Genomic DNA, 16,760 nt, shown 5'->3' with positions numbered 1-16,760 from the left:
GTCCCCGCCCCCGGCCTACCCCGAAGCCGCCAGGCCGCCCACGTCGTCCGGGTCGACGGCGCGGGCGACCTCCGCGCCACGCCGCAGCCCCGGCGTGGCGACCCCCACCACCACAACGGCCAGCACACACAACACCCCGCCGCTCACCAGCGCCACCACCCCCGACGTCGCATCCGCCACCACCCCGCCGCGCATGTTGCCGACGTCCGGGCCGGCCTGGCCGACGATCTGCTCGGCCGCGCCGACGCGTCCCAGCAGCTCGTCGGGGGTGTGCGACTGGACGAGGGTGTTGCGGGACACCACGGAGACGGTGTCGGCCGCGCCCGCCACGACCAGACAGGCCATCCCCAGCCACCGGTCGGGCGCGAGCCCGCAGAGCGCCAACGCCAGTCCCCAGGCGGCCGATCCGCCGAGCATCACCAGGCCGGGCCGCGGGAGCCGGGTGAACGTCCCGGAGAAGAGGGACGCCCCGACCCCGCCGACCGCGATCGCGGACAGAAACAGGCCGAGCGTGCCTGGACTGCCCCCGAACCGCTCGGCGTTGAGCAGCGGAAACAGGCTGATCGGCATCGATAGCACGGTGGTCGCCAGGTCCGTCAGCAGCGCCCCGCGAACGACCGGCGTGCGGACGAGGAAGACCAACCCGTCCCGGACACCGCGCAGCCCGGAACGAGCCGCCACCGCCCCCTTCGCGGCCATCGGCGGCAGCCCGAGCGCCCCGTACAACGCCGCACCGAAGCTCACCGCGTCGATCGCGTAACAGGCACCCAACCCCAGCCCGCCCAGCACCGCACCGGCCAGCGCCGGCCCCACCAACATCGCGCCCTGGAAGGAGATCCGCCGCAGCGCCAGCCCGGCCGCCAACTGCTCCCGGGGCAGCAGCGCCGAAAGGAACGTCTTCGACGCCGGCCCACCACCCGCCCCACAGCAGGACTGCAGGGCCACCAGCAGCACCACCCCCACCACCGGTCCGCCGCCGAGGAACCCCTGCACCGCGAGCAACCCCGCACACCCGGCCTGCCCGGCCGTCATCGCCACATAGAACCTCCGCCGCTCCACCCGGTCGACGACCGCCCCCGCGAACAACCCCAGCCCGATCAGCGGTACGGCCTGGGCCAGCGCGACCGCCCCGGTCCAGGTAGTGCTGTGCGTCGTCCGCCACACCTGGAACATCACGGCGACGACCGTCATCTGACTGCCGAACGCGGACAGCGTCTGCCCGCCCCACAACCGCCGGAAGGCCGGCGAGGAACGCAGCGGGCCGACGTCGATCAGCGCACGCCTCATTCCCGTCATTCCGCTCATTCCCATGCGGGATCCTCCGCGAGCCGCTCCGCGATCCGGTCGTGGAAGCTCTTGCGCTCCAGCGCCCGCTCGATGTCGGCCACGACCCGGCTGAGCGGATACGGCACTTCGGCCTCGATCTCGGCGAGTGCGGCCTCGGTGGCCCGCCACTCCGCCGCCAGTCGCCCGATGACCTTCCGGGCCTGCTCCGTCAGCGTCACCTGCTTGCTGCGCGCGTCCGCACCGGCCACGGTCTCCACCCAGCCGGCCGCCCGCATCGCCGCCACCTTCTGACTGAGCGCGGAATGCGTACGGCCGACCGACTCGGCCAGCGCCTTGATCGTCATCGGCCCGCAGGCGTGCAGCCGCAGCAGCTCCCGCACAAAGCTTGGCTTGAGCCCCTCGATCCGCCGCTCCGCGTAGAGACGCGCGATATCGGCGTCCATACCCTCCTGAAGCACCCGCAACGGCCGCCACAGACTCTCCCGACTGGGATCGGCCCCGCCCCCGGCCTTCTTCTCTTCACCCATCCTCACAACATAACAGAACTTACATAAGCACTGTTACGTTATCGACGCTGTCGCCGTCAGGTCATGCCGCCGGTTGCCAGGCAAGCGCTGCCGCAAGCCCGTTGAGTATGTGGCCTATTGCCGCGTCGCCGTTCAGGCGTCGACCATGATCTCGAAATGGGCCGGGGGAGCGCCCGCCGCCGTGACCGTGAAGGTTGCCGTGCCGGCCGCGTCGCCTGCCGTGAGCGGAGGGCTCTCCGCGTAACCCTGGGGGTCGGTGAGGACGGTGACGGCCTGCCGGCTGCCTTCGAACAGCGCCTGCTGGCTCATCGAGTCCCAGGCGAAGGTCACCGGGAGGGCCGGCACCGGCTTGTGGTCCTGGTCGTCCACGACCCGGGCCTTCAGCCGGTGGGAGAAGGTCTTGTGATGTCCGGCGTGCTGTCCCGTTCCGCCGGCGGGCTCGATGGTGTAGTGCGTCCGGCCATAGCCCGCTTCCGCGCTCATTCCGCCTCCTGCTCCTGACTGGCTGCCTGCCTGACTGGCGCTACCAGTAGTGGCCGCTACCAGTAGTGGCGCCGTCCACCGACCGCGTGCCCCAGCGAGCCGAGCAGCCACAGGACCGCTCCGACGACGAGGAGGATGATGCCGATCGTCCACAGGAAGCCGATGCCGGTGAGAAACCCGATGATGAGCAAGATGATGCCGAGAACGACCACGACGTGCTCCGATCTCGTTCGAGTGTTCTCTTTTACTGTGTGCCCCGGTCGGAGCAACGGCAACTCTTGCCGGAAGGGGGCCGGCAAGGGACAAAAGACCAGGTCACCGGCTGGGGTGTGAGGGGCGGGCGGGTGCGGCCGTCCGGTCACCGGGGGGCTCCGTGGGGGCCGCGTGGTATGCGGGCGACCTCGGGCGAGGCGGTGTCCAGCGGCACCGACCAGGAGCGGACCAGGCCCAGCTGCACGCCCTGACGGGGCAGGACGGCGTCCAGCAGCCAGTCGGCCGCCACCCGGGTCCGGTTCCCCGGCATCGCCATCAGGTGGTAGCCGCGGGTGACCGCACCGGCGAGCGGGCCGGAGAGCGGCACATGGAACGGGTTCGCGGCTGCCTGGACACCGCCCAGGTCCACCATGAAGCCGAGGTCGTGATGCTCGTACGCCTGCGCAGTGCCGCGTCCGAACGACGCCGCCACGTTGTGCGCCGCGACCCTGCCCTGCCGCTGGGCGTGCTGCGCGGTCATCGGCGTCAGCGCACCGGGCCGGGTCAGGTCCGGTACCGCGGCGGCGTCCCCGCAGGCGAAGACCTCCGGCCGACCGGGCACCCGGAGCGACGCGTCGACGCACAGCCGCCCCTTCTCCGTGGGCAGCCCCAGCGAGGCGACGAACGGATCGGGCCGTACGCCCACGCACCAGATGAGCGACCGGCCGGCGACGAACTCGCCGTCGTCGAGCAGGACGCCGTCCGGGCTCGCCTCCTTGACGGAGGTACCGGTGCGCACCTCCACACCGCGGCCGCGCAGCACCCGCTCCGCGGTGCGCGACAGCCGCCGGTCCAGCTCCGGCAGCAGCCGGTCGGCGATGTCCAGCAGCAGCCAGCGCGGCCGCGGGCCGTCCCGCAGCCCGGCGTTCCGGCGGGCCAGCGCCTGGGTGTACCGGACGCCCTGGGCGGTCACCTCGGTACCGGTGTAGCCGGCGCCCACCACGACGAACGTGGTCCGCGCGGCCCGCTCGGCCGGGTCGTCGGTGGCCCCGGCCAGCTCGATCTGACGGGTCATGTGATCCCGCAGGTACAGCGCCTCGGGCATGCCCCGGAAGCCGTGGGCGTGCTCGGCGACGCCGGGGACCGGCAGCAGCTTGTTGACACTGCCGACGGTCAGCACCAGCCGGTCGTAGGCCAGCGAGCCCTCTCGGTCCTCGGGGTCGGTGTAGTCCAGCCGGCGCGCGTCGAGGTCCACGTCATGGGCCTGGCCGAGGACCAGCCGGACGCCCGGCAGGGTGCCGGTGAGCGAGACGGAGATACGGCGCGGCTCCAGTACCCCTGCGGCCACTTCCGGGAGCAGGGGCACATACAGAAAGTAGTCGTGCGGATTGACCAGGACGATCTCGGCGGCACCCCTGGCCCGTTTGGCGAGGGTGCGGGCACAGGTGTATCCGGCGAAGCCGGCTCCGACGATCACGATCCTGGGACGACGAGGACGACGGCGGTTCACGTGCACTCCTACGGTCGCGGACGCGTCGAGGACGTGTCCAGGACGTTCAGACGCGTCGAGGACGTTCAGGTGCGGGCGCTCGGTTCGAGCACGCCCGGGCTCTCCAACCTCGCGCCCGTGCTCTTCGGGTGCCCCTCGGCACGCCCGGTACACGCCCAGTACACGTCCGACCGGGCACACGGTGCACTTCCGCGACCGCACATGCGGCCGTGGTTGGGGCGCGCCACAGTGGAGAGGCGGCCAGAAGACACAGGGTTGACGACCGCGGAAGGTTGCTGACGACCGCGGAAGGTTGCTGACGACCGCGGAAGGTGGCGGTTGACGTGGGTGACGGCGGACGTAACAAGGAGAAGGCCGGCGGGCGCAGCAAGAACAACGACGGCAGCCTGGGCACCTACCGCGGCAAACGGCACTTCGACCGGACCCGGGAGCCGGCGGGCAGGCCACCGGAAGGCCGACCGGCGGAGGGCCGGCGCTCGCGGGGCGGGCTCGGGGAAGTCGCCGACGCACCGCCGGAGCCGCACTTCGTCGTCCAGATCCATGACGCCGGCACCCTGCACTTCGACTTCCGGCTGGAGGTCGACGGCGTGCTGAAGTCCTGGTCCGTGCCGAAGGGCCCGTCCGCCGACCCGCACGACAAGCGGCTGGCCATGCCCACCGAGGACCACCCGCTGGAGTACCGCGAGTTCGAAGGCGTCATCCCGGAAGGGGAGTACGGCGCGGGCACCGTGATCGTCTGGGACGAGGGCAGCTACCACCCGTTGGCCCGCAAGCGGAAGGGGCGCACCCGGTCTTTCGGGGAGTCCCTGGAGGAGGGCCATGTCGCGTTCTGGCTCGATGGGAGCAAACTGCACGGCGGCTATGCCCTCACCCGGTTCCGTGGCGGCGGGGACTCCGGTGAACGGGAGTCCTGGCTGCTGGTGAAGGAGAACGACGACCGGGCCGAGCACCGCGGCACCCCCGACGCCCGGCGGGCCCGCTCCGTGGTCAGCGGCCGCACCCTGCGCCAGGTGGCCGCCGAGGAGACCGACGGGCCACGGAAGAGGGGCTGATGGGGAAAGTGGGCCCGTGATGTCCGACCCGAGGTCCCTCCTAGACGCGCTACCGTCCGCCCAGCGGGAACTGCTCCGCCCCGCGGCCGACGACCAGGCCGTGCACCCGATGCTCGCCGTGCTCAGCGACCGCCGCGACTTCCCCGCCGACCGGCAGGAGTGGATCTTCGAGCGGAAACTCGACGGCATCCGGGCACTGGGCGTGCGCGCACCCGACCGCACCCCCCAGGTGCTCTCCCGCACCGGCCGCCCCATGGACCGCACCTCCCCCGAACTCGTAGAGGCGCTCGACGCCCAGCACTGCCCGGACTTCACCGTGGACGGCGAGATCGTCGCCTTCGCCCGCGGCCGCACCGACTTCGCCCGCCTCCAGCAGCGGATGCAGCTCAGCAGCCCCGAACAGGCCCGGGCCAGCGGCGTCGCGGTCACCTACTACCTCTTCGACCTGCTGCGCCTCGACGGCCGTGACCTCACCCGGCTGCCGCTGCGCACCCGCAAGTCCCTGCTGCGCCGCGCCCTCGACTTCACCGCGCCGCTGCGCTTCACCCCGCACCGCAACCACGGCGGCCGCCGCGAACTGGAGCAGGCGTGCGCCCACGGCTGGGAGGGGCTGATCGCCAAACGCGCCAACGGCCGCTATACCCAGCGCCGCTCCTCCGACTGGCTCAAGCTCAAGTGCGCCCAGGGCCAGGAACTCGTCATCGGCGGCTTCACCGAACCGGCCGGCAGCCGGATCGGCTTCGGTGCCCTCCTCCTCGGCTACCACGACGACCGCGGACTGCGGTACGCCGGGAAGGTGGGCACCGGCTTCGACCAGGCCACCCTCCGCCGTCTGCGCCGGACTCTGGACGAACACCGCCGTGAGCGGTCACCGTTCGCCGACCCGGTCCGCGAACGCGGCGCCCACTGGGCCCGGCCCGACCTCGTCGCCGAGATCGCCTTCACCGAGTGGACCCGGGACGGCATGCTGCGCCATCCGCGCTTCCTCGGCCTGCGCGACGACAAGCCGGCGGCCGAGGTGATCCGGGAACGGCCCGCCGGCCGCGGGTGACCGCCGGGTGCCTTCGGGGGAATACCGGCCGGTCGCGTTCGGTGCCCGTCCGGCGGTGATACCGGTCTTTGCAGGGCCCTTGGCAGGAGGGCCCAGGGAGGCCCGCGGCGGGAGGAGGTGGCGGCGCAAGGTGCCGAACCGAGCCCGCCGGGACCGTCCCGTCCGCCGACCGCGGAACAGCGGTTCCGCGGCGCCGTGGGCCGTCCCGCGTCGGAGGCGGTGGCCCGCCGGGCGGTCACCCGGCGGGCCACCGCGCCCACGGCCGCGCGAGGCCGTCGCCGTGCCCCGGCCCCTGCGGCTGGCCGCCGCGTACGGGTGGCGGCTGCTGGTCGTGGGCACCGCCGTGTACGTGGTGTTCATCGCGCTCGGGCGGTTCCACCTGGTCACCCTGGCGGTGTTCCTGGCCCTGGTGCTCACCGCCCTCCTGGAACCGCTGACGAACCTGCTGGACCGGTGGCTGCCGCGCTCCGCCGCGGTCACCACCGGCCTGCTGCTCGGGACCGTGCTCCTGTTGGGCGTACTGAGCCTCATCGGGGCCAACGTGGCCAGCGAGTGGCCCGGTCTGCGCGAGGTGTTCACCGGCGGCATCGCGAGGATCGAGCGATGGCTCGAAGGCCCGCCGTTCCACCTTCAACACGGCTCCCTCGCCCGCCTCCAGACCTGGATCTCCCACTTCGTCTCCAGCAACCGCGCCAACCTCATCAACACCGCGGTGAGCGGTGTCGGCCGGCTCGCGGAGGTCCTGACGGTGGCGGCGCTGGCCATGTTCTGCTCGGTCTTCTTTCTGCACTCCGGCGGCGGGATGTGGCTCTGGTTCGGCGGCCAGCTCCCCGAGCGCGGACGCCGCTGGGCGGGCACCGCCGGACGCGCGGCATGGGCGACGTTCACCGGCTACACCCGCGGCATCGTGGTGATCGCCGCGACCAACGCCGTCCTGGTGGGCCTGGCCCTCTTCGGGCTGGGCGTCCCGCTGGTGCTGCCCCTCGCGGTACTGGAGTTCTTCGCCGCCTTCGTCCCGCTCGTCGGCTCACCGGTGGCCCTGGCGGTGGCCGCGGTGGTGGCCCTGGCCGCCAAGGGCCCCTTGGTGGCGCTGCTCGTCGTCCTGCTCATCGTGGTCATCGGCCAGCTCGAAGGGCACGTACTGCACCCCCTGGTGATGAGCCGCGCGGTGCGCCTGCACCCGATGGTGGTGGCGCTGGCGGTGGTCTGCGGCGGCGTCACGGCCGGAGTACTCGGCGCGGTGGTCGCGGTACCGCTGGTGTCAGTGGTGTGGTCGGTGTACGGGGCGCTGCGCAGATAGCGACCGCGCCCTGGGGCGAACCCGCAACGGTGCCTACGCATGCTGCGCGTGCCGCTATGCCGAACGCCTCGGAGCGCCAGGAACTCGCCGATGACATCGACCGCGAACGGGCCGTCCGGGACCGCGAGTTCGGCACCTGATCAGGGATTCCGTTGCGGTTCCGGACTCCGTTCCGGTTCCGGTTGTGGCGCTGATGCGGCAACCGGCGTCGTGCGGCGTGCCAGCAGCCACCGGCCCGTCACGCCGGCCACCAGCAGTCCGCCAATCATGGTGAGCAGGGACAGGCCGGGACCGGAGGCCCAGTGCACATGGGCGGCACGGGCGGCGAGTTCGACGGCGAATGCGAGGGCGACGCCGGGAAGGGCGAGCAGCGCCGGCCGGGTGCGGCCGAGGTCGTCCTCGGCCAGGGAACCGAGCACGCCGACGCCCAGGGCCAGGGCCCAGACACCGAGTGCCTGGGCATCGGCCCGGCTGACCTCCCATGGAACGAAGTCACCCCAGAAGCGGGGAACGGCGAGCAGACCGGCCCCGATGCCGAACCACGCCGAACCCAGTACGGCCAGGAACGGCTTCGACCAGCCCGGAAGCGGTACGGCCGGCATGGCCCGCTGCTCCGGCGGTCGGGCCGGCTTGAGGTACTGCCGGCTCAGGCACAGCAGCGCACAGAGCCCGAGCAGTCCCAGCACGGCGATCCAGCCCAGGCTGAACAGGACGAGGAAGAGCGATCCGCCGCGGACCGCCTGGAGTTCTCCGCCGTTGAGGATGCTGACGGTGAAGAGCCCGACGAGGACGATGACGAGCGGCAGGACGAGCGTCCGGACCTCCTCCCAGGCACGCGCCCGACCGACGGCGAAGAGCCCCGGTGTCACGCCGAGCATGGCCGCGCCGATGAGGCCCGGGCTGAGAGACTCGGGTGACTGCCAGGCGCCGAAGGTGTGCCCGGTGAGGTTGACGAGGGCGAGCGCGCCACCGGTGAGGAGGCTGACCACTGCCACGGTGGATGACAACATCGTTGTCCCGACGGCGAGTTCGCGTCCGTGCGGTGCCGGGGCTGTGGCTTCCGTCGACCTGTTCATCTGCGCTCCGTCCTTGTCCGAACCACTGTTGCCGTGGTGGCCGCGACTGATCGTTCGTCCGCCAGGCGACTGGCCGGCTCAGGTCGTGGGGCGGCGATAGTCAGCCGCTCCCGTTTGCGTAGCTCGCGCCCGAACATCACCCGCAGACTGACCACCGTGGTCGCCGCGAAGGCCAACATCCCGCAGCCGATGGCGACGCCCGCGGTCAGTGCCGTCGGACGGTCGAGTCCCGTGAAGCGCTCGAAGAGCAGCGCCGCGGCGGCGGAGAACAGCGGAGCCAGACACAGCGCGGCCAGGTGCAGCCGCCACTCCTCGCGCGCCCAGCTCCTGCCGTCCCGCCCGGCCCGTCGCTGGCAGACGAACATGGTGACGTAGGCGGCGGCGAACGGGATCAGGTAGGCGGCCAGCAGGCGGAAGCCCGTGGCGCCCCATCCCAGAGAGGACGTGACGATCCACGCGAGCCCCGCCGCACCGGCCACGTGCGCCACGGCGAGCACAGGCATCGGCACCCACGTGCCACGTACCCCCGGAGCCGTATCCCGTTTGTCCATCGCGCGGGAGGCGATCAGCGCGCCGAGCGTGACGACCGCACCGAGGTGCATGATCGCGATCCGGTTGACGTCCGCCAGGGAGAGGCCGGGCAGGAGCACCGGCAGCGCGCTCCATTCCAGGCGCAGCAGCGGCGCGGACATCAGGTACGCGTAGGACAGCAGCATCCACCGTTGGTGCAGGTCGGGGAAGGTGCCGACGGCGGCGAGGATGCCGAACGTGACACTCAGAACGGTGCCGACGAGGAGGGTGGCGAGCACGATCCAGAAGGCCGGCCCACTGAACGCGTCGCGCGGCGCGGTCCGCGCCAGGTAGATCGCGGCGCCCGCCATCGAGGCGTACACCGTCAGCGCGTACACCACGCCGAGTACGCGGTGCAGCCGGATGCGCCGGCGGATCGCCGAAAACAACTGCGCCGGCCCGAGCAGCATCAGCAGGCCGCCCAGCACCGAATGGAAGATCATCGCGGCCAGGCTGCGGCCGTACGGTCCGATGCGGGTGGCGAAGGCGTCGGCGACATAGCGCGGCGACACCGCCCGGCTCAGCAGCCATTCGCCGAGGGCGGGCGCGCCCCGGTGCGCGTACGGCCACAGTTCGGTCATCGCGATCGGCGCGTACCCCACGCAGACGACGACCACGGCGATGGTGGCCGTGCGGCGCCAGGTGGCCCCCCTTGGACGGTTCATGGCGACTCCCCTGGATCGCGGCGCCGGCTCGACTGACTGGCACGGTGTCCAGGCCCGCGATAGTCCTAAGTGGATGGTCCTAACTGGACTGTCGAGAAGGTAGGGGCGATCCGGGCCGCGGGTCAATGGTCCGTGCGCCGTCTCCGGCATGAATCGGCGCCCCACAAGGGGAGTTGACCGGAAAAGGGCTACTTTCCCCGCTGTTCCACCCACTGCCAGAAATCGATCATCATGCGCTCGTACCGGATGCCGAACTCCAGCGCCTCGCGCTGTCCCCGTGTCAGCAACACTCCTACACTCTCGGCAAGTTGCTCGTACTCGGTGAGCGTGCGGCGATGTTCGTCGAGCTGCACAGGGGAGTGGACCTCCGGTCGCCCGCCGAACCACAGCTTGAGGATGTTGCGCTCCCGCGCCTCGACGGGGAGAAAGGTCGAGTCGGCGAGCCACTCCTCCAAGGCCGCCTTGCCCGCGGCGGTGAGTTTCAGCAGTCGCCGGTTGCGCCCGCCTGCCTGGCGGGATTCCGACAACAGGCCCGCCGCGACGAGCCGGTCGCACTGCGCGTAGACCTGCGCATGCGGCATCGACCAGAACGGCGCCACCGTGCGACCGGCCTCCACCTTGACGTCATACGGACTGGCCTCGCCCAACTGGTCGATGAAGCCGAGCACGAGGAAGGACGACGTGGTCAGGCGGGACGACGTGGTCAGGCGGTGGTTGGTCCCACGGGAATCAGCCATGCCGTGACCGTATCGCGACGAGGGTCCGGTGGAGGACGGCCCCAGGGAGGACGATCACGGGGCGACCCGGCGGCCCGGGGCGCGGCCCAAGGCGGCCGCGCCGCGCCGCCTCAGGCGGACACCCGCCGGCGCCCCCGCGGCGTCCGGCCGGTGTACCAGACCGCCGCGACCACCACGGCGCAGCCCACGGCCTGGGTCAGGGTCGGGCGTTCACCGATCGCCACCCCCAGCCCGAAGGCCATCACCGGCTGGAGCAGCAGCAGTGCGGCCCCGACGTTCGGTGCCAGGCGCGGCAGCGCGGCGGTGATCAGGAGCCAGGCGAGCACCTGCCCGACGAAGGCGAGGGCGATCAGCCAACCCCAGGCCGGCCAGCCCGGATTCAGATCGATGCCGGTCCACAGGCCGCCCATCACCGCGGCCGCCGCCGCGGCCGCCGCGGTCGAGACGCACACCGGAGTGATGGTGTGCTCCCGTCCGCCTCCCAGTCTCATCAGGAACAGGTATCCCGCGTACGCCACCCCCGACGCCGTTCCGAACGTCGCCCCGGCGACCGGATCGCTGCCGGACTGCGGATGCCCGAGCGCTCCGCTCGCCAGCGCCACCCCCGCCAGCATCAGCGGCGCCATCAACAGGAACCGTCCCGTCAGCCGCGTCCCCGAGATCAGTCGGGCGAGTAACGGGAAGACCACCACCTGGACGTTGAGCAGCACTGTGGTCACCGACGCGCCGACGTTGAGGACGGCGGCCGCCCAGAACACCATGTCCACGCCGAGCAGCACCCCGGCCCCGATGTCCATCAGCCCGTAGCGCAACGGTCGCGGACCGACCCGCCGCAACTCCCGCCAGGCAAGCGGTACCAGCAGGAACAGCGCCAACGCGCAGCGCAGGAAGGCTCCCGTCCCGGCGTTCGTCCCGGAGAACTTCATGAAGATGGCCGAGGCGGAGATGCACGCCGATCCCGCGAGGGCCAGTACGACCGGACGCCCCGCCTGGGCGGGGAGCGTGGGGAGCGGGCCGGGACGCCGGCGCGGACCCGGCACCGTCTCCACTGCCCGCGCACCCGCCTCCGCCCCCGCACCCGCGCCCGTCGCTCTCTCTCCCGATGCCATCGACTTGCTTCCGCGCGTCACAAAACTCATGCACGTCACTGTGCCTGGCCGGACCATAAACAAAAAGCAATGATTCAAGCCGGGTAATCGGTAGCATCCCTAAGGTGTTCAGTATCGACCGGCTCCGCGCGCTCGCCGCCGTCGCTGCCCACGGAACGATCGCCCGAGCCGCCCGCACCCTGCACATGACTCCGTCCGCGGTCTCCCAGCAACTGGCCAAACTGGAACGCGAAGCCGGCCACCCCCTCCTCCAACCGCACGGCCGCAGCGTCCGCCTGACCCACGCCGGCCGGGTCCTGGCCGCGCACGCCGACCTCCTGATCGCCCAACTCGCTGCAGCGCAGGCCGACTTGGCGGATCTCGGGAACGATGTGCTGGGCCCCCTCCGGATCGGCGGCGTCGGCAGCGCGGTACGCACCCTGCTGCCCGACGCGCTCGCCGCCCTCACCGTCGAGCACCCCCGGCTCACCCCCACCGTCGTCGACGGCGAGGCGATCCACCTCCTGCCCCGCCTCGTCCACGGCGAACTGGACCTCCTCTTCGTCGAGAGCTGGACCACCCGCCCCCTCGCCGTCCCCGAAGGCATCACCCTCCGCACCGTCATCAGCGAAGAGGTCTACATCGCCCTCGCCGCGGACCATCCACTCGCCGACCGCGCCGTCATCGACCTCACCTCCCATGCCGGTCTCGCCGCCCTCACCGGAACCGCCTGGGCCTGCTGCCCACCCGGCACGGAGGCATACGAAGCTCTCGTCCAAACGCTCCGCGCCCATGGCATCGAGCCCGAAATCCGCTACCTTCTCGCCGACCACCTCACCCAACTCGCCCTGGTATCACGCGGCTTGACGGCCTGCCTCACCCCCGCCATGTCCCGTCACCCCACCCCGCCCGGCGTGCGGTTCCTCCCCGCCCGCCCGGCCCTCCGCCGCGACATCCGCGCCGCCTGGACCACCCGAGCGCAGAGCCCACCGGTCCGCGCGTGCCTGAGCGCCGTCGCCGCCGTCGTGTCCGGGACGTTGGAGGACGGCGACAGCAACGATGGCAACGACAGCAGCGGGTGACTGGCCCCCCGGCCACCAACCACCTGGCCCCGCTCACCCGTTACCCCTCCCAGACCACCTTCTCCTCCCACGGAATCCGGTGGAAGTGCAGCGCCCGGAACATCTCCTCGGGCGCCGGGAACGCCGCCGTGGGCGCATCGCTCTTGCCCGCCTTGACCTTGTTGACGGCCGCCGCGTTCAGTCCGATCGCTTCCACGCGCGGGCGCCGCAGTGCCTCGTAGGCGGCGAACGCCTCGCCGTGCGTGGGGAGATCGCGCAGACAGCGGGCCAGTTCGACCGCGCTCTCCATGGCGAGTGAGGCGCCCTGTCCGGAGCTGGACGAAGGCGCGTGCACGGCGTCGCCCACCAGCACCATCCGTCCGCGGTACCAGCGCGGTACGGACGGCATCCGCTCCATCTGGCCGACCACCATCAGCGAGTCCGGGTCGGTGTGCCGGAGTATCCGCTCGCCCGGGACATGGCCGGCGTACAGGCCGTGCAGCTGGTCCAGCCACTCGGTGCCGGACACCCGCGCCAGTTCCCGCTGGCTCGGCGGGGTGTCCACGGGGAGTCCGCCGAACCAGATCAGCCGCCCGTCCGGACCCCGCCAGTAGCCCATGAAGGCCCGGCCGAACGCGAAGTACATCGTGCCTGGTTCACACTCGACCTCGGCTTCGCCGTCGCCGTCGCCATCGACAACGACCGCGGCCCCGGTGTCGCCGTCCGCGAACGCGTAGCCGCCGAAGCTCAGCACTCCGCCGTACTCGGGCGCGGGTGCCTGGGGATCGATCACCGTGCGGACGGTGGAGCGGATGCCGTCGGCGCCGATCAGGAGGTCGGCGGTGGCGGAGGTCCCGTCCGCGAAGTGGGCGGTGACGCCGTCGGCGGTCTCCTCGGCGCCGACCAGCCGTTTTCCGTACGCGAACGGGATGCCCTCCGCCAGCGCGTGATCGGTCAGCGCCCGGAACAGGCGGTCGCGCGGCATCGTCATCGTGGCCGGGAGTTCGGGAAAGCCGTCGAAGCGGGTGAGGTGGTTCCCCGCGCCGTCAGCCATCACCACACCGGGGACCGGCTGTCCCACCGCCCGCACCGCTGCGTCGGCGCCGACCGTCGCCAGCGCCGCCAGTCCGTTGGGCGCCAGGCCCAGCCAGGCGCCGACCCCGTCCGCGGCGGTCGGGTACGCCTCGTAGACCGTCGCCGCGATACCCGCCTTGCGCAGCGCGAGCGCCGCGACCGGCCCCGCCACCCCGCCCCCGATGACGAGCGCCGTCCGCGGCCCGTTGCCGTCCATAACCCCTCCAGGGAGAACACGAGAACACACGAGTTGCCTGAACACATGAGTTGCCTGAATCAGCCGAGTCACCGGCCTGGCTGGGCAATAGTTTCAAGGAAACTAGTATCAGTGCAACTAGATACCTCGCTGACTACGATGACCTGCATGAACGCCCCCGTGAAGAGCTCGCCGCTCGGCCTGACCGTTCTGGTGCTGCTGCACCACCGGCCGCTGCACCCGTACGGCATCCAGCAGCTGCTCAGGCAGTGGGGAAAGGAGCAGGTCGTCAACGTCGGCCAGCGGGCCGGGCTTTACCGCACCATCGAGCGGCTCCAGGCCGGTGGGCTGATCGCCGTCCGGCACACCGAGCGCGACCAGCAGTACCCGGAGCGGACCGTCTACGAAGTCACCGACGAGGGGCGGGCGGTCACGCGGGAGTGGCTGGAGCAGATGCTGGCGGTGCCCAAGGCGGAGTTCCCGGTCTTCCCGGCGGCGCTGTCGAACATGCTGATGCTCACCCCGGACGAGGTGGCGCCGATCCTGGAGCGGCGACTGGAACGGATCTCGGCGCAGCGCGCCGGACTGGAGCGCCAGAACGCCGAAGTCCCGCCCGGACTCCCGCGCATCGCGCTGATCGAGAACGAGTATCTGCTCGCCGTCCTCGGCGCCGAGGAACGCTGGCTCCGCGGGGTGCTCGGCGACCTGCGGGACGGCAGCCTGACCTGGTCGCCGGAGATGCTGGCGGCGTTCGAGGACGCGTCCGGGAGCGCATGAGCGGTGGATGGCGCGTCCGGTGCCGTCGTGCGCCCCTGGACGCGCCGTTGGAGTCGCCGTCGGCATGGGGCAGGGTGCAGAGGTCCGAGATCGGCTCCGAAAGGATGCAGCATGACCTTGCGCAAGCTCACCGTGGGCGCGTCCCTGCTGGCGGCGGCCGGACTGCTCGTCGGTGCCGCGCCCACCGTGACGGCCGCGCCGGCGAAGTACACGCAGGCCGCCGCGGCGCAGCAGTTCCGGAAGGCCGGGGTCGCCTGGACCTCGTCCGGCCGGTGCAGCGACCGCAACAACCGCACCTGTACGTCCTTCGACCAGATCAACAGGTCCACCGTCTCGGGCGTGATCGCGTTCAAGCGGGCGAGCGGCTGCGCGGTGACCGTCACCGCCGGCACGGAGACGGGCCACCAGTCCGGCAGGTACAGCCACTGGAACGGCTACAAGGTCGACGTGCATGTGACCCCGTGCGTGGACAGGTACATCGCCGGCTACTTCCGTTACGCGGGCCGGCGGCCGGGCGATCAGGCGAAGACGTACAAGTCGCCGGCGGGCAACGTCTACGCGCGCGAAGTCAGCCCGCGCGGCACCCACTGGGACATCGTCTACTTCAACGGCAACCGCTGACGGGGGCGGGTCGGGCGACCCCGATCAGAACGCCGCGGCCACCAGGCGCAGATAGCGGGGCCAGTCCCAGAGCGGGCCGGGGTCGATGTGGTCGGCGCCGGGGACCTCGTTGTGGCCGATGATGTGGCGGCGGTCGACCGGGATGCCGTAGCGGTGGCAGATCGCGGCGGTCAGGGCCGCCGACCGCTCGTAGAGCGCGGCGGTGAACCACCGCGGTTCGTCGACCCGTCCCTCGTGCTCCACCCCGATGCTGCCCCAGTTGTAGCTGACGTTCCCGGCGTGCCAGGCAACGTCGTGCTCCCGGACGCTCTGGGCGAGGTAACCGTCCTCGGAGCGTACGGTGTAGTGGGCGGAGGCACGGTAGCCGGGGCGGCCGAAGAGCATCAGGGTGTCGGGGAACGTCTCCTGGGTGACGTGCACGATCACCATCCGGACGGGATGACTGGTCGGCCGGTCCGCGGGGGTGTAGTTGGTGATGTCGGCGGGGACCCACTGTGCCTGGGGATAGCCCGGTGGCGTGCGACTGGTGCCGGGGTTGGGCGCGGTGCCGGGGCCGGCACAGGCATTGGTGGCGGCGAGCGCGGCCACGCCCGTCACCAGGTGCCGTCGGCTGAGCGCCGGCCGCGCACCGTTCACCGTTGCCCCCGCAGTCCGGGGGAGAAGCGCGGACGCATCGTGGGACGCTCCTTCCGGCCTCGACGCCTGACGCATGGGGAACGTGTGACCGCCGCCCCGAAAACTACCCGCGACCTGCCGGGTGCCCGTGCTCCGACACGGAGCACGGGGCGAGGGAGGGTGGTGCCTGGCGTCGGCGCGAGGGCGGGGGTTCCTTCCGTGCCGTAACCTCCAACCGTCGTGTTGCCGAGACCTGACGGTGAACAGGAGCGAGTTGCCATGCGCATCGCGGTCAGTGAGTTCATGAGCCTGGACGGCGTGGTGCAGGCGCCCGGTGGGCCGGAGGAGGACCGTGACGGGGGCTTCGCCCACGGCGGTTGGTCGCACCGGTTCTTCGACCCGGAGGTGGTGGGCGGGGCCTTTGCCGAGGGGTTGGAGAAGGCCGAGGCGCTGCTGTTCGGGCGCCGCACGTGGCAGACGATGGCCGCGGCCTGGCCCGAGCGGGCCGGCGACCCGTTCGCCGACCGGATGAACGCCCTCCCCAAGTACGTCGTGTCCACGACGCTGGACGACGCCCAGCTGACGTGGGACAACACCACGCGCATCCCCGGCGACCAGGCCGTCGCCCGGATCCGCGAGCTTCGCGCGGCCGACGGCGGCGACCTGCTGGTCATGGGCAGCCCCACGCTCGTCCGCACCCTGCTGTGCGAGGGCCTGGTGGACGAACTGCGGCTGATCCTCATGCCGGTGCTCCTCGGCGGCGGCAAGCGGATCTTCCCGGACGACGGGGCCCTGCGTGCCTGGGAACTGGTATCCACGGCCAGGGGTGATACAGGCGTCCAGGTGTGCACCTACCGGCCGGCCGCCGAGGGGTGAGG

General features: G+C 71.7%; 18 protein-coding genes. 7 read left to right on the top strand and 11 right to left on the bottom strand.

Annotated features, from left to right (window positions below; translation table 11 throughout):
• Positions 1–15: 15 nt before the first annotated feature.
• The 5 genes from ACRAS8_RS02110 to ACRAS8_RS02090 form a co-directional block, all read right to left on the bottom strand.
• Positions 16–1,296: an MFS transporter gene (locus tag ACRAS8_RS02110; RefSeq protein WP_438484015.1), complete on the bottom strand. Its 1,281-nt coding sequence runs from the start codon at positions 1,294–1,296 to the stop codon at positions 16–18.
• A gap of 5 nt (positions 1,297–1,301) precedes the next feature.
• Entirely contained in the window at positions 1,302–1,730 is a 429-nt protein-coding gene (locus ACRAS8_RS02105) for a MarR family winged helix-turn-helix transcriptional regulator (RefSeq protein ID WP_438484014.1), read from the bottom strand.
• 216 nt (positions 1,731–1,946) lie between these two features.
• Positions 1,947–2,297 (bottom strand): Ig domain-containing protein, encoded by a 351-nt coding sequence (locus ACRAS8_RS02100; protein WP_438484013.1) that lies wholly within the window; start codon positions 2,295–2,297, stop codon positions 1,947–1,949.
• 56 nt (positions 2,298–2,353) lie between these two features.
• Positions 2,354–2,509 carry a DUF6131 family protein gene (locus ACRAS8_RS02095; RefSeq protein WP_438484012.1) on the bottom strand — a complete coding sequence of 52 codons (156 nt, stop codon included), beginning with the start codon at positions 2,507–2,509 and terminating at the stop codon, positions 2,354–2,356.
• A 146-nt stretch (positions 2,510–2,655) separates the two neighbouring features.
• Complete coding sequence (locus ACRAS8_RS02090) at positions 2,656–3,966, bottom strand: NAD(P)/FAD-dependent oxidoreductase (protein ID WP_438490322.1); 1,311 nt, start codon at positions 3,964–3,966, stop codon at positions 2,656–2,658.
• 356 nt (positions 3,967–4,322) lie between these two features.
• Between ACRAS8_RS02090 and ACRAS8_RS02085 the strand changes: the two genes are divergently transcribed.
• From ACRAS8_RS02085 to ACRAS8_RS02075, 3 genes are all read left to right on the top strand, one after another.
• Positions 4,323–5,051 carry a DNA polymerase ligase N-terminal domain-containing protein gene (locus ACRAS8_RS02085; protein WP_438484011.1) on the top strand — a complete coding sequence of 243 codons (729 nt, stop codon included), beginning with the start codon at positions 4,323–4,325 and terminating at the stop codon, positions 5,049–5,051.
• Positions 5,052–5,070: 19 nt separating this feature from the next.
• Positions 5,071–6,102: a non-homologous end-joining DNA ligase gene (gene ligD, locus ACRAS8_RS02080; RefSeq protein WP_438484010.1), complete on the top strand. Its 1,032-nt coding sequence runs from the start codon at positions 5,071–5,073 to the stop codon at positions 6,100–6,102.
• A 280-nt stretch (positions 6,103–6,382) separates the two neighbouring features.
• Complete coding sequence (locus ACRAS8_RS02075; protein ID WP_438484009.1) at positions 6,383–7,402, top strand: AI-2E family transporter; 1,020 nt, start codon at positions 6,383–6,385, stop codon at positions 7,400–7,402.
• A gap of 140 nt (positions 7,403–7,542) precedes the next feature.
• Here the strand turns inward: ACRAS8_RS02075 and ACRAS8_RS02070 are convergent, their stop codons facing one another.
• From ACRAS8_RS02070 to ACRAS8_RS02055, 4 genes are all read right to left on the bottom strand, one after another.
• Positions 7,543–8,397 (bottom strand): hypothetical protein, encoded by an 855-nt coding sequence (locus ACRAS8_RS02070; RefSeq protein WP_438484008.1) that lies wholly within the window; start codon positions 8,395–8,397, stop codon positions 7,543–7,545.
• 77 nt (positions 8,398–8,474) lie between these two features.
• Positions 8,475–9,713, bottom strand: a complete 1,239-nt coding sequence (locus tag ACRAS8_RS02065) for a DUF2306 domain-containing protein (RefSeq protein ID WP_438484007.1) — start codon at positions 9,711–9,713, stop codon at positions 8,475–8,477.
• Between the two features lie 188 nt (positions 9,714–9,901).
• Positions 9,902–10,450, bottom strand: a complete 549-nt coding sequence (locus tag ACRAS8_RS02060) for a helix-turn-helix transcriptional regulator (RefSeq protein ID WP_438484006.1) — start codon at positions 10,448–10,450, stop codon at positions 9,902–9,904.
• Positions 10,451–10,560: 110 nt separating this feature from the next.
• Positions 10,561–11,589 carry a DMT family transporter gene (locus tag ACRAS8_RS02055; RefSeq protein ID WP_438484005.1) on the bottom strand — a complete coding sequence of 343 codons (1,029 nt, stop codon included), beginning with the start codon at positions 11,587–11,589 and terminating at the stop codon, positions 10,561–10,563.
• Between the two features lie 74 nt (positions 11,590–11,663).
• Between ACRAS8_RS02055 and ACRAS8_RS02050 the strand changes: the two genes are divergently transcribed.
• A complete protein-coding gene (locus ACRAS8_RS02050; RefSeq protein ID WP_438484004.1) occupies positions 11,664–12,620 on the top strand; it encodes a LysR family transcriptional regulator in 957 nt (318 codons plus the stop codon).
• 40 nt (positions 12,621–12,660) lie between these two features.
• On the opposite strand, the gene ACRAS8_RS02045 is transcribed toward ACRAS8_RS02050, so the two are convergent.
• Positions 12,661–13,890: an FAD-dependent monooxygenase gene (locus ACRAS8_RS02045; RefSeq protein ID WP_438484003.1), complete on the bottom strand. Its 1,230-nt coding sequence runs from the start codon at positions 13,888–13,890 to the stop codon at positions 12,661–12,663.
• 147 nt (positions 13,891–14,037) lie between these two features.
• On the opposite strand from ACRAS8_RS02045, the gene ACRAS8_RS02040 reads away from it, so the two are divergent.
• Together ACRAS8_RS02040 and ACRAS8_RS02035 are read left to right on the top strand one after the other, a co-directional pair.
• Positions 14,038–14,646 carry a PadR family transcriptional regulator gene (locus ACRAS8_RS02040; protein WP_438484002.1) on the top strand — a complete coding sequence of 203 codons (609 nt, stop codon included), beginning with the start codon at positions 14,038–14,040 and terminating at the stop codon, positions 14,644–14,646.
• 111 nt (positions 14,647–14,757) lie between these two features.
• Positions 14,758–15,267 carry a hypothetical protein gene (locus tag ACRAS8_RS02035; protein ID WP_438484001.1) on the top strand — a complete coding sequence of 170 codons (510 nt, stop codon included), beginning with the start codon at positions 14,758–14,760 and terminating at the stop codon, positions 15,265–15,267.
• A gap of 24 nt (positions 15,268–15,291) precedes the next feature.
• Here the strand turns inward: ACRAS8_RS02035 and ACRAS8_RS02030 are convergent, their stop codons facing one another.
• Complete coding sequence (locus ACRAS8_RS02030) at positions 15,292–15,855, bottom strand: N-acetylmuramoyl-L-alanine amidase (protein WP_438490321.1); 564 nt, start codon at positions 15,853–15,855, stop codon at positions 15,292–15,294.
• Positions 15,856–16,161: 306 nt separating this feature from the next.
• Here ACRAS8_RS02030 and ACRAS8_RS02025 point away from each other — a divergent pair, with 306 nt between their 5' ends.
• Entirely contained in the window at positions 16,162–16,758 is a 597-nt protein-coding gene (locus ACRAS8_RS02025) for a dihydrofolate reductase family protein (RefSeq protein WP_438484000.1), read from the top strand.
• The last annotated feature ends 2 nt before the right edge of the window (positions 16,759–16,760 follow it).

Source organism: Streptomyces sp. S186, from assembly GCF_051603415.1.
Classification (GTDB): domain Bacteria; phylum Actinomycetota; class Actinomycetes; order Streptomycetales; family Streptomycetaceae; genus Streptomyces.
This window is presented reverse-complemented; position numbering and strand designations above follow the sequence as displayed.

Excerpts from the sequence above, each read along its gene's own strand:
- ACRAS8_RS02110 (WP_438484015.1), bottom strand. The coding sequence starts at position 1,296 with ATGACGGGAATGAGGCGTGCGCTGATCGACGTCGGCCCGCTGCGTTCC.
- ACRAS8_RS02105 (WP_438484014.1), bottom strand. The coding sequence starts at position 1,730 with ATGGACGCCGATATCGCGCGTCTCTACGCGGAGCGGCGGATCGAGGGG.
- ACRAS8_RS02100 (WP_438484013.1), bottom strand. The coding sequence starts at position 2,297 with ATGAGCGCGGAAGCGGGCTATGGCCGGACGCACTACACCATCGAGCCC.
- ligD (WP_438484010.1), top strand. The coding sequence starts at position 5,071 with ATGTCCGACCCGAGGTCCCTCCTAGACGCGCTACCGTCCGCCCAGCGG.
- ACRAS8_RS02065 (WP_438484007.1), bottom strand. The coding sequence starts at position 9,713 with ATGAACCGTCCAAGGGGGGCCACCTGGCGCCGCACGGCCACCATCGCC.
- ACRAS8_RS02060 (WP_438484006.1), bottom strand. The coding sequence starts at position 10,450 with ATGGCTGATTCCCGTGGGACCAACCACCGCCTGACCACGTCGTCCCGC.
- ACRAS8_RS02055 (WP_438484005.1), bottom strand. The coding sequence starts at position 11,589 with ATGAGTTTTGTGACGCGCGGAAGCAAGTCGATGGCATCGGGAGAGAGA.
- ACRAS8_RS02045 (WP_438484003.1), bottom strand. The coding sequence starts at position 13,890 with ATGGACGGCAACGGGCCGCGGACGGCGCTCGTCATCGGGGGCGGGGTG.
- ACRAS8_RS02040 (WP_438484002.1), top strand. The coding sequence starts at position 14,038 with ATGAACGCCCCCGTGAAGAGCTCGCCGCTCGGCCTGACCGTTCTGGTG.
- ACRAS8_RS02035 (WP_438484001.1), top strand. The coding sequence starts at position 14,758 with ATGACCTTGCGCAAGCTCACCGTGGGCGCGTCCCTGCTGGCGGCGGCC.
- ACRAS8_RS02025 (WP_438484000.1), top strand. The coding sequence starts at position 16,162 with ATGCGCATCGCGGTCAGTGAGTTCATGAGCCTGGACGGCGTGGTGCAG.